The sequence below is a fragment of the Nitratireductor aquimarinus genome, from assembly GCF_017255295.1.
Taxonomy (GTDB): Bacteria; Pseudomonadota; Alphaproteobacteria; order Rhizobiales; family Rhizobiaceae; genus Nitratireductor; species Nitratireductor aquimarinus.
The window spans coordinates 19158-31341 of sequence record NZ_JAFKDE010000011.1; the positions used below are offsets into that span (position 1 = coordinate 19158).

A 12184-nucleotide genomic window follows, 5' to 3' on the forward strand; every position below is an offset into this window, starting at 1 on the left:
GCGTGAACTCCTGCCCCGCCGGTTGTCTGGCGGGGTCATTCACGGGGCATTCGGGCCATGCGCCCGGCGCGATTCCCTTTCGCTCCCTGATCGGGATCGCGCGCCCCGCTTTTTTGCAAGGCGGCAGCCTTTCGCACGTCACAGGTCAAAGGACGTCACGTTCCGATGCTAGGCTATATTCTCCGGCGCGTTCTGGCCGTCATTCCGGTCATGGTCATCGTCGCCATATTCGTTTTTCTGCTGCTCCGGCTGACGCCGGGCGATCCGGCCGCCATCATCGCCGGCGACATGGCGACGCCCGAACAGCTTGAGCGCATCCGCACCTCGCTTGGCCTGTCCGATCCGCTGCACGAACAGTTCATCACCTGGGTCGGCCTTCTCATGCAGGGCGAGCTCGGCACATCGCTGATTTCCAGCACACCGGTCACCCAGATGATCGGCCAGCGCATCTGGCCAACGGTGAACATCGCCGTCCTGACCATTCTGCTTTCCGTTCTGATCGCCGTTCCCATGGGCGTGCTCGCCGCCTGGCGTCATCGCACCTGGGTCGACTACGCGGTCATGACCTTTTCGGTTCTGGGCTTTTCGATCCCGGTTTTCGTCATCGGCTACATCTTCATCAAGATCTTCTCGATCGAGCTGCGCTGGTTCCCCGTTCAGGGCTATGTCGCGCCAACGGAGGATTTCGGAAAGTTCCTGTCCCGCGCCATTCTGCCCTGTCTCACGCTCGCCACCATCTATGTGGCGCTTATCGCGCGCATGACCCGCGCCTCCATGCTTGAGGTTCTGGGTGAAGACTATATCCGCACCGCGCGCGCCAAGGGCGTGAAGGAAACCGTAGTCCTGTTCCGCCACGCGCTGTCCAATGCCGCCGTGCCGATCATGACGATCATCGGCACCGGCTTTGCGCTTCTGATTGGCGGCGTGGTGGTCACCGAAAGCGTGTTCAACATTCCCGGCATCGGGCGCCTCACGGTCGACGCCATTCTGGCGCGCGACTATCCGGTCATTCAGGGCATGATCCTACTGACGAGCGGTCTCTACGTTCTGATCAACCTGCTCATCGATCTCTCCTACACCTTCTTCGATCCGAGGATCCGCTACTGATGGTCGCTTCCCCGCAACCCGCATCCCGCATGCAATGGCTGTTCGGCGCGATGGCGCTGCCGCGCGGCTGGCGTCTCGGCGCCGGGCCGGTCATCGCCGCCATCGTGCTCTTCATCATCGTCATGCTGGCGCTTTTGGCCCCGCTCATCGTGCCGCACGATCCCATGGCCATCGATGCGCTCCAGCGGCTCAAAGGGCCGAGCGAGACCTATCCGCTTGGTACCGATGCCTATGGGCGCGACGTGCTTTCGCGCGTCATCACCGGAGGCCGCGTGTCGCTCTTCATCGGCATATCGGCTGCGGTCGTCAGTGTGCTCATCGGTCTTTTGATCGGTCTTGTCTCGGGCTTCTTCCGCACGGCGGACGCCATCATCATGCGCATCATGGACAGCCTGATGGCCATTCCCTCCATTCTGCTCGCCATTGCGCTGGTCGCGCTCAACGGGCCAAGCATCTGGTCGGTGATGGGAGCCATCACCATTCCCGAGATACCGCGTGTCGTGCGGCTGGTGCGCTCGGTGGTTCTGTCGGCGCGCGAAGAACCCTATGTGGAAGCCGCCATCGCACTCGGCTCCTCCATGCCGAAAATCCTCTGGCAGCATCTCATGCCCAACACGCTCGCGCCGCTCATCGTGCAGGGCACCTATATCTGCGCATCGGCGATCCTCACCGAAGCGATCCTGTCCTTCCTGGGTGCCGGTGTTTCGACCGAAATTCCCACCTGGGGCAACATCATGGCCGAGGGCCGTGTCTACTTCCAGCTCAAGCCGTCGCTCATCTTCTGGCCGGGCCTGATGCTCTCGCTGTGCATTCTGTCGATCAACCTTCTGGGCGACACCGCACGCGACATGCTGGATCCGCGTCTCAAGAAGCGGGAGGGGTGACCATGAAATTCAAGACCCGCAATTTCGATGACGCGCCGAATGTTCTGGAGATCGAGGAACTGACGGTCCGCCTTGCCGGAAACGAAACGGCGGCGCCCGTTCTCGACCATGTGTCGCTGAAAATCCGGCAGGGCGAGACGGTCTGTCTTGTCGGGGAGTCCGGTTCGGGAAAATCGGTCACATCGCTCTCCGTCATGGGGCTTTTGCCCAAGGGCGCGCTTGTAGCCACCGGCGGGCGGATCGGGCTTGAAGGCAAGAACCTGCTCGATCTTGGCCCGCAGGCGATGCGCGACATGCGCGCGCAGAAGATCTCGATGATCTTTCAGGAGCCCATGACTGCGCTTAACCCGGTTATCCGGGTTGGCGACCAGATCGAGGAAGTGCTCAACACGCACACCAGGCTCTCCGCGAAGGAGAAGAAGGCGCGTGTGCTCGACATCATGAACCAGGTGCATCTGCCCGATGTCGAACGCATCTACCGGTCCTATCCGCACCAGCTTTCCGGCGGCCAGCGCCAGCGCATCATGATCGCCATGGCGCTGATCCTCGAGCCGCAGCTTCTGATCGCCGACGAGCCGACCACCGCGCTCGACGTGACGACGCAGCAGCAGATCCTGACCCTCATCGCCGAGCTCCAGGAAAAGCACGGCACCGCCGTTCTCTTCATCACGCATGATATGGGCGTGGTGGCCGAGATTGCCGACACCGTTCACGTGATGAAGCTTGGCAAGATCGTCGAACAGGCCCCGGTCGAGCAATTGCTGCGCCACCCGCAGGAGGAATACACGCGCGAGCTTCTTCAGGCCGTGCCGAGCCTCACCCCGCGCGCCGCGCGCGATGCGCCCGGCGGGGAAGCGGTTCTCTCAGTAAGCGGGCTGCAGAAGGTTTATGGCGCGCATGGCGTGTTCAAACGCAGCGAACCCACAAAGGCGGCCACCGATGTGAACTTCGCCATTCCGCGCGGGCGCACGCTCGGTATTGTCGGCGAAAGCGGCTCGGGAAAATCCACCGTCGCGCGCTGCATCATGCGGCTGATCGATCCGACGGAGGGCGAGATCCGCGTTGCCGACCATGAGATCGCCACGCTTTCACGCCGTGCGCTTCAGCCGCTGCGCCGTCACATCCAGATCGTCTTTCAGGATCCCTTCCGCTCGCTGAACCCGCGATGGACCATCGGGCGCAGCCTCGTCGAGGGACCGCTCAATATGGGAACGGAGCGCAAGGCAGCACTTTCGCGGGCGCGTGAACTCCTGAAACTCGTTGGTCTGCCCGATGACGCCATCGACCGCTATCCGCACCAGTTTTCCGGCGGGCAGCGCCAGCGCGTCGCCATCGCGCGCGCCATTGCCATGGAGCCGGATGTGCTGGTGGCCGATGAGGCGGTTTCCGCGCTCGATGTTTCCGTTCAGGCGCAGGTGCTCGACCTTCTGGACGAGCTTCAGCAGAAACTCGGCATCGCCATTCTTTTCATCACCCACGATCTGCGCGTTGCCGCCCAGATCTGCGACGAGGTGGTTGTGATGCAGCATGGGCGCGTGGTCGAACATGACAGCGCCGCCAATGTGCTTTCCGCCCCCAGACACGCCTACACCCGCGCGCTGATCGAGGCAGCACCCGGGCGTCAGTGGGATTTCGCCAATTTCAGAGAATTGCAGACCGTTTGACGTGAAAAGCGTCAGTTTGGAGAAAAAATGCCCGTTTTGCCGAAAATCGCTGATTACTCAGATGAGCTGACGGAGATCCGCCGCGACTTCCACCAGCACCCCGAAATCGGCTTCGAGGAAGTCCGCACATCGGGCATCGTGGCGGAGCTTTTGAAGAAGTGGGGCGTGGACGAAGTTCACACCGGGCTCGGCAAGACCGGGGTTATCGGCGTCATCAAGGGCAAGAAGGAAGGCGACCGCACCATTGGCCTGCGTGCCGACATGGATGCGCTTCCCATGGATGAGCTGACCAATCTTCCCTACGCCTCGAAAAACCCCGGCGCGTTTCATGGCTGCGGGCATGACAGCCACACCACCATGCTTTTGGGCGCGGCGCGCTATCTGGCTGAAACGCGCGACTTTGCCGGCCGTGCGATCATGATCTTCCAGCCGGCGGAGGAGGGGCTTGGCGGCGCGCGCGCCATGTTGGCCGACGGGCTGTTCGACAAGTTTCCCTGCGACGAAGTCTATGGCATGCACAACAACCCGCTCGCGGAGCCGAACAAATTCGGCGTCAAGCCGGGACCGGCGATGGCCGGCGCGACCTTCTTCGACATCACCATCAACGGCGTCGGCAGCCATGGCGCGATGCCCCATCATGCACGCGATCCCATCGTCATTGCCACGGCGCTGGTGCAGAGCCTGCAATCCATCGTCAGCCGCAATGTGCAGCCGACGCAGCCCGCCGTGCTCTCGGTCACGCAGATCCATTCCGGCTCGGCCTATAATGTGGTGCCGGACAAGGCGGTGATCTCGGGCACCATCCGCTATTTCTCCGACGAGGTGCGCGACCTGATCCATGAGCGGGTGGAAAAGCTCTGCGCCGGTTTTGCCACGAGCTACGACGTGGAAATCGTTCCGGACCTGCGCCCCGTCTTCGATGTACTGATGAACGACGCCGACCTTTCCGAAGCCTATCGGGAAGCGGCGGCCGAGATTGTCGGCCAGGACAACGCGACCATCACCAGGGAGCTGGTCACGGGCAGCGAGGATTTCGCCGACATGCTGAAAGCGGTTCCCGGGGCCTATTGCACGCTTGGCCACAAGGGCTCGATCCCCGTTCACAATCCGGGTTTCATTCTCGATGACGGGATTCTGCCCGTGGGTGCGAGCATCATGGCCCGCATCGTCGAAAAGCGCCTTCCGCTCTGAGCCAGCCATATGAGCGTTTTCGCTGAAATGCGAAAACGCTCCAACCCATTGTTTTTGCGCAATTCCGAACGAAACCCGTTTCCACTTTTCCCGTAATTGCTCCAGTTCAGGATACAGACCATGAATTTCAAGAACCTGCCATTCGACACGGACACCATGCTGGCCGGGCTCAAACCCTGGATTCTCTGCGAGAGCCCGACATTCGACGCGGCTGCGGTGGACCGCATGATGGACCTCGCCGCCTATGAGCTTGCCGCTGTGGGCGCGGAGATCGAGCGCATTCCCGGCCGCATGGGTTTTGGCGGTTCGGTGCGCGCGCGCTTTCCGCACCGGGACTTCGGCAAGCCTGGCATTCTGATCTCCGGCCATCTCGACACGGTTCATCCCATCGGCACGCTGGAGAAGAACCCCTGGCGCATCGAGGATGGCCGCTGCTACGGCCCCGGCATTCAGGACATGAAGGGCGGCAACTATGTGAGCATCGAGGCGATCCGACAGCTCATTCTCGCCGGCATCGAAACCCCGTTGCCGATCACGGTGCTGTTCACGCCCGACGAAGAGGTGGGCACGCCTTCGACACGCGAGCTGATCGAGATGGAGGCGCGCAAGAACAGGATCGTTCTGGTGCCCGAACCCGCGCGCGAGGATGGCGGGGCCGTGACCGGCCGCTACGCCATCGCCCGCTACAATGTGAAAACGTCGGGCCGCCCGAGCCATGCCGGCTGGGCGCTCAAGGATGGCCGTTCGGCCATAACCGCCATGGCGCGCAAGATACTCGAAATCGAGAGCATGACCGGCGACGACTGCACCTTCTCGGTGGGCGTGGTTCATGCGGGCCAGTGGGTCAACTGCGTCTCGTCCTTCTGCGATGCGGAAGTGCTTTCCATGGCCAAGCGTCAGGCCGATCTCGACCGCGGCATCGAGCGGATGCTCGCGCTTTCGGGCGAGGAGAACGATGTGGTGATCGAGGTGACGCGCGGCGTGACCCGCCCCGTCTGGGAGCCGGACGCCGGAACCATGGCCGTCTACGACGTCGCGCGCGGCGTTGCCGATGAGATCGGCTTCGACCTGACCCATGCCAGCGCCGGCGGCGGCTCCGATGGCAATTTCACCGGCGCGCTCGGCATACCGACGCTCGATTCCATCGGCGTGCGCGGCGCGGGCCTGCACACGCTTGGCGAACACATCCAGATCGACAGCCTTGTCGAACGCGCACAGCTGATGGCGGGACTTCTGACGCGGCTGAAATGACGGGGACGGCGCGGCGCTCAGAAATCGAGCGCTGCGCCGTCCACCACCTCTTTCATCACGAAGAAGGTGCGGGTCTGGCGGACGCCGGGCAGCGCGATCAGCTGGCTGCCGTGCAGCCTGTTGAAATCAGCCATGTCGCGCACTCTTATCTTGAGGAAGTAGTCAAAATCCCCGGCGACCAGATGGCAGTCGAGGATGAAGGGCAGTTCGCGGATGGCGGCTTCAAACGCGGAGAAGCTCTCCGGCGTTGAACGGTCGAGCACCACACCGACCATGACCAGCGCGCCGCGCCCGACATGCTCAGGCGCGATTGAGGCGTGGACGCCGCGAACATAGCCATCCCTGAACAGCCGCTCGGTGCGGCGATGGCAGGTGGCCGCGCTGACGCCAACGCGCTTTGCCAGATCAGCATTGCTCAACCGCCCGTCTCGCTGAAGATGGCGCAGAATGCGCATGTCGGTGCGGTCCAACTCTGTGCCCATGGAAGGTTCTTGCATATCTCCTCCGCAACTTTTGCGGCTTGAAGCATAAGGCGGAACTTCTGCCGCTTTCCTGCTTCAAACCTCGTGAAACTATGGAAGCACCTTTCTTCCGTTTTTGGCTAGCCTTTCCGCCACGATCCAACTTCTGGAAAGGTCTGCCATGCTGGAAAAATTCGAGCGCTACCCGCTCACCTTCGGTCCCACCCATATCGAAAAGCTGGAGCGCCTGTCGGCGCATCTGGGCGGCGGGGTTGCGCTTTATGCAAAACGGGAGGACTGCAATTCGGGCCTCGCCTTCGGCGGCAACAAGCTGCGCAAGCTGGAGTACATCGTGCCCGACGCCATCGCCTCTGGCGCGGACACGCTGGTTTCCATCGGCGGTGTGCAGTCGAACCACACGCGCATGGTTGCCGCCACGGCTGCACGGATCGGCTTCAAGTGCCGGCTGGTGCAGGAAAGCTGGGTGCCGCACGAAGACGCCGTCTACGACCGCGTGGGCAACATTCTCTTAAGCCGCGTGATGGGCGCGGATGTGCAGATGGTGGATGAGGGGTTCGACATCGGCATCCGGCAAAGCTGGGAAGACGCCCTGAAGGACGTGGAGGCAAAGGGCGGCAGGCCCTATCCGATCCCCGCCGGCGCATCGGTGCACAAATATGGCGGGCTTGGCTATGTGAGCTTTGCCGAAGAGGTGCGCGCGCAGGAGGCCGAACTCGGCTTCACCTTCGACTATATTGTCGTGTGCACGGTGACGGGCTCCACCCATGCCGGCATGCTGGTCGGGTTTGCCGCCGATGGCCGCGCCCGCAATGTGATCGGCATCGACGCCTCGGGCACACCGGACCAGACGCGCGCCCAGGTGCTGGAGATTGCGCGCAACACGGCGAAGCTGGTGGAACTCGGCCGTGAGATCGAAGATGACGATCTGGTTCTGGTGGAGGACTATGCGTATCCCGCCTATGGCGTGCCTTCGGAAGAAACGAAGGAGGCGATCCGCCTCTGCGCGCGGCTGGAGGGCATGATCACCGATCCGGTCTATGAGGGCAAATCCATGCAGGGCATGATCGACCTCGTGAAGAAGGGCTACTTTCCCGAAGGCTCGAAAGTGCTTTACGCGCATCTGGGCGGCGTGCCGGCCATCAATGGCTACAGCTACGCCTTCCGCAACGGATAAGCATCTTAAACGATCCGCGCTTCGGTTTCCGGGTCGAACAGCAGCGCCTTGTCGAGATTGAAGGCGAGGCGGGCTGTCTGCCCGGCCGAAATGGGTGCGTCGGCGCGAAGCCGCGCGACGATCTCACGGCCACCGAGCCGCGTGACGGCGAATGTGTCGGAGCCGGCCGGCTCGATCACCTCGATGTCGCAGTCGAGTTCGCTCACATGGCGCGCATTGCGGTCGGCGCTGTCCGGATCGGTCAGCGCTTCGGGCCGGATGCCGAACACCACGTTCTGACCGTCGCGTCCGGCAAGCGCGCCATTGGCGCCGGCGAAGGGCAGGGCAAGTGGCTCGCCCTCGTCGCGCTCCATCATGATGGCCACATCTCCGCCGCTGGCCTTCACCTTTGCGGGGATGAGGTTCATGGAAGGCGAGCCCATGAAATCGGCGACGAAGAGGTTGTTGGGCGTGTTGTAGATTTCAGCCGGCGTGCCGAATTGCTGCAGAACGCCGTCCTTGAGCACGGCAATTTTGGTGGCCAGCGTCATCGCCTCGATCTGGTCATGCGTGACATAGACGATGGTGGTGCCCATGCGCTGATGCAGGCGCTTGATCTCGGTGCGCATGTCGACCCGGAGCTTGGCGTCGAGATTGGAAAGCGGCTCATCGAACAGGAACACCATCGGATCGCGCACCAGCGCGCGGCCCATGGCGACACGCTGGCGCTGGCCGCCGGAAAGCTGGCTCGGCTTGCGGTTGAGCAGCGCGCCGATCTGCAGCGTCTCGGCCACTTTGGCGATGGCCGCATCGCGCTCCGCCTTGGGGACGCCGCGGATTTCCATGCCAAAGCCGATGTTTTCGGCCACCGTCATGTTGGGGTAGAGCGCGTAGGACTGGAACACCATGGCGATGTCGCGCTGCGAGGGGTGCAGGTCGTTGACCACCTTGCCATTGATGCTGATCGAACCGCTGGTGATGGGCTCGAGCCCGGCAATGGTGTTGAGCAGGGTGGACTTGCCGCAGCCGGACGGGCCGACGAGAACCAGAAACCCGCCTTCCTCGATCTCCAGATCGATGCCCTTGAGCACATCGACCTTGCCGAAGGATTTCCTGAGATTGTCGATCTTGAGAAAGGCCATGGCTTATCCTTTGACGGCGCCGGCCATGAGGCCGCGCACGAAATAGCGTCCGGAGACAATGTAGACGACGAGCGTGGGGAGTGCGGCGAGGATCGCGCCGGCGAAATGGACGTTGTACTCCTTCACGCCGCCCGACGAGGACACCAGATTGTTGAGCGCCACCGTCATCGGCTGGGAGTCGAAATCGCCAAACGACACGCCAAACAGGAAGTCGTTCCAGATGTTCGTGAACTGCCAGATCACCGTGACGACGATGATCGGCGCGGAGGACGGCAGGAGAATGCGCCGGAAGATCTGGAAGAAGCCAGCGCCGTCGATCTGCGCCGCGCGTACCAGCTCGGTGGGGAAGGCGGCGTAGTAGTTGCGGAAGAAGAGCGTGGTGAAGCCCAGCCCGTAGACCACGTGGATGAGAACCAGCCCCTGCGTCGTGCCGGCAATGCCCAGCATGCCCAGAATGCGCGCTGCGGGAATGAGCGCGATCTGGAACGGGATGAAGCAGGACAGAAGGATGAGCCCGAAGACGATGTCGTCACCCCGGAAGCGCCATTTGGTGAGCACATAACCGTTGAGCGCGCCCAGAACGGTGGAGATGGCCACTGCCGGAACGACCATCAGGATGGAGTTGAAGAAATAGGGTTTCAGCCCGGTCGGCTGCACCCCAATCTGCGCGCTCGACCAGGCTCTGGCCCATGGCTCGAGCGTAAAGACGTCCGGCAGCGCAAGCATGTTGCCCTGACGGATCTCGTCCAGCGGCTTCACCGAATTGACCAGCATCACGTAGAGCGGCAGGAGATAATAGACCGCGAAGACGATCAGCACGGAGTAAAGCAGGGCGCGGGCAAGCCTGTTGCCGCTGACGCCAACGGTTTTCCCGGCGCTCATCTTTGCCTCCCCGGTTTCAGCTCGGAATAGAGATAGGGAATGATGATCGAGAAGATCATCACCAGCATGATGATGGCCGACGATGCGCCAATGCCCATCTGGTTGCGGGTGAAGGTGTAGGAATACATGAAGGTTGCCGGCAGTTCGGTCGCCTGACCGGGGCCGCCGCCTGTGAGCGCCACGACCAGATCGTAGGACTTGATCGCCAGATGCGCGAGCACCACGAAGGCGGAAAGAAAGACGGGGCGCATCATGGGGATGATGATGCGGCGATAGATGGTGACGTTCGACGCGCCGTCCATCTGAGCGGCCTTGATGATCTCGCTGTCGACACCGCGCAGGCCCGCAAGGAACATGGCCATGACAAAACCGGAGGATTGCCAGACAGCGGCGATCACCACCGTGTAGATGGCCAGTGTCCGGTCCTTGATCCAGGCGAACTCGAAACTCGCCCAGCCCCATTGATGCATGGTGTTCTCAAGACCGATGCCCGGATCGAGAAACCATTTCCAGGCCGTGCCGGTGACGATGAAGGAGAGCGCCATCGGATAGAGATATATGGGACGCAGGAAGCCTTCGCCGCGGATTTTCTGGTCGAGCAGGATCGCCAGGAACAGACCGAGCACCGAGCAGATCACTATATAAAGAGTGCCGAAGATCGCCAGATTGGTGAGCGCCCGCCACCAGTGGCGTAAGTTCCATAATTTCTCGTAGTTTTCGAAACCGACAAAGCCGTAGGACGGCAGCATGCGCGAGTCGGTCATCGACAGGTAGAAGGTGTAGAGAATGAAGGCGTAGACGAAGATCAGGATCAGCGCCATGCTCGGACTGAGCACCAGGCGCGGAATGATCTCCTGCAGGCGATTGCGGTTCATGCGGGGCTTCCCGTTGAACGGTGCGGCGCGGCAGCCGGATCAGCCAGGCGGAGCGAAGACCCCGCCTGACGATGCGTTGCACTGGCCTGTTTTACTGTGCGGCAGCGACGGCGTTCTGAAGCTCTTCGACTGCTTCTTCCGATGTGAGGTCACCGTTGAAGTGCTGCGTGACCACATCGTTTACCGCGTTCTTCACCGCAGCCGGCGCGCCATGACCATGGGCCATGGAGCCGAACAGCGAACCGCTGGCATTGGCTTCCGCAAGATCGGCCATGCCCTTCTTGCCGCAATCGTCAAAGGCCTCGTTGGGCACGTCGGTGCGTGCGGGAACCGAGCCCTTCACCACATTGAAGGCGGACTGGAATTCCGGGTTCATGACGGAAGACGCCATCATCTTCTGGGCCTTCTGCTTGTCTTCACCCACCTGGAACATGACGAACTGGTCGGAGTTGAAGGTCACGGAACCCTGCGTGCCGGGGAAGCGGATGCAGACGAAGTCCTCGCCCGGCTTCTTGCCGGCCTTGAGGAATTCGCCCTTGGCCCAGTCGCCCATCATCTGCATGCCGCCGGTGCCCTCGATCACCATGGCGGAGGCCAGGTTCCAGTCGCGACCGGAGAAATTGTCGTCCACATAGGTGCGCAGCGTGGCCATGCGGTCGAAGGCTTCCTTCATCTTGTCGGAGCCAAGCGCCTCGGGATCAAGATCGTTGAGGGCAGACTTGTAGAAGTCGTTGCCCAGAGAAAGCACCACCGCCTCGAACACCGTGGCGTCCTGCCAGGGCTGACCGCCATGGGCGAGCGGGGTGATGCCGTTCTCCTTCATCTTGTCGAGCACGGCCACGAGCTCTTCCCAGGTTTCCGGGGCCTTGCCGCCGGCAGCATCGAGCGCGGCCTTGTTGATCCAAACCCAGTTGGTTGAATGGACGTTGACCGGCGAGGCAATCCAGTTGCCATCATATTTGGAGAAATTCTGAAGGGCGGCGGGAACCACTTCGGCCCAGCCCTCTTCTTCGGCGACGTCGTTGAGATTGCCGACCACGCCCTGTTCGGCCCAGTCGAGAATGTCGAACCCGAGCATCTGCACGGCAGTCGGCGCGTTGCCGGCGGTCACGCGGGCGCGCAGGGCGGTCATCGCGGCTTCACCGCCGCCGCCGGCCACCGGCATGTCCTGCCAGGTCACGCCCTTGGATTCCAGATCTTCCTTGAGCACGTTCAACGCGGCTGCCTCGCCACCCGAAGTCCACCAGTGCAGAACCTCGACATTGTCTTCGGCCATGGCACTGCCAGCGGTGAGGGAAAGAACGGCTGCTCCCGCCGCAAGCGCGGCGAATTTGCGAATGATCATGATACTCCTCCCAATGGGATCGCTTGCTCCTCTGCGATCTATATATTTATAACGTTATAAATCCGGGGAAGGTCAATCAGTTTCTTGTCTGATTGGCGGAAGGAGGTAGAACGTTGAAACTCAAAACGAAATCACAACAGGCAGGTCGCGCCTCGAGCGCAAATGATCCGATTTATATCGATTGAAATGAACAAAATCAGAAATTCAG

The 12184-nt window shown here is 61.8% G+C and carries 11 protein-coding genes; 6 read left to right on the forward strand and 5 right to left on the reverse strand.

What is annotated here, in order from left to right; genetic code table 11:
- Positions 1 to 165: 165 nt before the first annotated feature.
- The 5 genes from JYP46_RS18380 to JYP46_RS18400 all read left to right on the forward strand — a co-directional run bounded on the left by JYP46_RS18380 (position 166) and on the right by JYP46_RS18400 (position 6097).
- Entirely contained in the window at positions 166 to 1107 is a 942-nt protein-coding gene (locus tag JYP46_RS18380) for an ABC transporter permease (RefSeq protein ID WP_206546493.1), read from the forward strand.
- Positions 1107 to 1991, forward strand: a complete 885-nt coding sequence (locus tag JYP46_RS18385) for an ABC transporter permease (RefSeq protein WP_113156411.1) — start codon at positions 1107 to 1109, stop codon at positions 1989 to 1991. Before JYP46_RS18380 ends, JYP46_RS18385 begins: the two co-directional genes overlap by 1 nt.
- A 2-nt stretch (positions 1992 to 1993) precedes the next feature.
- Complete coding sequence (locus JYP46_RS18390) at positions 1994 to 3655, forward strand: ABC transporter ATP-binding protein (protein WP_206548927.1); 1662 nt, start codon at positions 1994 to 1996, stop codon at positions 3653 to 3655.
- A gap of 27 nt (positions 3656 to 3682) precedes the next feature.
- Positions 3683 to 4846 carry a M20 aminoacylase family protein gene (locus JYP46_RS18395; protein WP_206548928.1) on the forward strand — a complete coding sequence of 388 codons (1164 nt, stop codon included), beginning with the start codon at positions 3683 to 3685 and terminating at the stop codon, positions 4844 to 4846.
- A gap of 120 nt (positions 4847 to 4966) precedes the next feature.
- On the forward strand, positions 4967 to 6097 hold the full coding sequence (locus tag JYP46_RS18400; RefSeq protein WP_206548929.1) for a M20/M25/M40 family metallo-hydrolase: 1131 nt from the start codon (positions 4967 to 4969) through the stop codon (positions 6095 to 6097).
- A gap of 17 nt (positions 6098 to 6114) precedes the next feature.
- Here the strand turns inward: JYP46_RS18400 and JYP46_RS18405 are convergent, their stop codons facing one another.
- Entirely contained in the window at positions 6115 to 6594 is a 480-nt protein-coding gene (locus JYP46_RS18405; RefSeq protein WP_206546489.1) for an Lrp/AsnC family transcriptional regulator, read from the reverse strand.
- 145 nt (positions 6595 to 6739) lie between these two features.
- On the opposite strand from JYP46_RS18405, the gene JYP46_RS18410 reads away from it, so the two are divergent.
- The gene (locus tag JYP46_RS18410) at positions 6740 to 7753 is read left to right on the forward strand and encodes a 1-aminocyclopropane-1-carboxylate deaminase (protein WP_206548930.1); all 1014 of its coding nucleotides are present in this window, start codon (positions 6740 to 6742) and stop codon (positions 7751 to 7753) included.
- 5 nt (positions 7754 to 7758) lie between these two features.
- Here the strand turns inward: JYP46_RS18410 and JYP46_RS18415 are convergent, their stop codons facing one another.
- The 4 genes from JYP46_RS18415 to JYP46_RS18430 all read right to left on the reverse strand — a co-directional run bounded on the left by JYP46_RS18415 (position 7759) and on the right by JYP46_RS18430 (position 11970).
- Positions 7759 to 8874 (reverse strand): ABC transporter ATP-binding protein, encoded by a 1116-nt coding sequence (locus tag JYP46_RS18415; protein ID WP_206546487.1) that lies wholly within the window; start codon positions 8872 to 8874, stop codon positions 7759 to 7761.
- A gap of 3 nt (positions 8875 to 8877) precedes the next feature.
- The gene (locus JYP46_RS18420) at positions 8878 to 9756 is read right to left on the reverse strand and encodes a carbohydrate ABC transporter permease (RefSeq protein ID WP_206548931.1); all 879 of its coding nucleotides are present in this window, start codon (positions 9754 to 9756) and stop codon (positions 8878 to 8880) included.
- Positions 9753 to 10631 carry a carbohydrate ABC transporter permease gene (locus JYP46_RS18425; protein WP_113156403.1) on the reverse strand — a complete coding sequence of 293 codons (879 nt, stop codon included), beginning with the start codon at positions 10629 to 10631 and terminating at the stop codon, positions 9753 to 9755. The genes JYP46_RS18420 and JYP46_RS18425 overlap by 4 nt, the downstream gene beginning before the upstream one ends.
- A gap of 91 nt (positions 10632 to 10722) precedes the next feature.
- A complete protein-coding gene (locus JYP46_RS18430; RefSeq protein WP_371685998.1) occupies positions 10723 to 11970 on the reverse strand; it encodes an ABC transporter substrate-binding protein in 1248 nt (415 codons plus the stop codon).
- Between the last annotated feature and the right edge of the window lie 214 nt (positions 11971 to 12184).

Bases quoted from the DNA above. Each gene is read 5' to 3' on its own strand.
- JYP46_RS18380 (WP_206546493.1), top strand. From the start codon at position 166: ATGCTAGGCTATATTCTCCGGCGCGTTCTGGCCGTCATTCCGGTCATG.
- JYP46_RS18385 (WP_113156411.1), top strand. From the start codon at position 1,107: ATGGTCGCTTCCCCGCAACCCGCATCCCGCATGCAATGGCTGTTCGGC.
- JYP46_RS18390 (WP_206548927.1), top strand. From the start codon at position 1,994: ATGAAATTCAAGACCCGCAATTTCGATGACGCGCCGAATGTTCTGGAG.
- JYP46_RS18395 (WP_206548928.1), top strand. From the start codon at position 3,683: ATGCCCGTTTTGCCGAAAATCGCTGATTACTCAGATGAGCTGACGGAG.
- JYP46_RS18400 (WP_206548929.1), top strand. From the start codon at position 4,967: ATGAATTTCAAGAACCTGCCATTCGACACGGACACCATGCTGGCCGGG.
- JYP46_RS18405 (WP_206546489.1), bottom strand. From the start codon at position 6,594: ATGCAAGAACCTTCCATGGGCACAGAGTTGGACCGCACCGACATGCGC.
- JYP46_RS18410 (WP_206548930.1), top strand. From the start codon at position 6,740: ATGCTGGAAAAATTCGAGCGCTACCCGCTCACCTTCGGTCCCACCCAT.
- JYP46_RS18415 (WP_206546487.1), bottom strand. From the start codon at position 8,874: ATGGCCTTTCTCAAGATCGACAATCTCAGGAAATCCTTCGGCAAGGTC.
- JYP46_RS18420 (WP_206548931.1), bottom strand. From the start codon at position 9,756: ATGAGCGCCGGGAAAACCGTTGGCGTCAGCGGCAACAGGCTTGCCCGC.
- JYP46_RS18425 (WP_113156403.1), bottom strand. From the start codon at position 10,631: ATGAACCGCAATCGCCTGCAGGAGATCATTCCGCGCCTGGTGCTCAGT.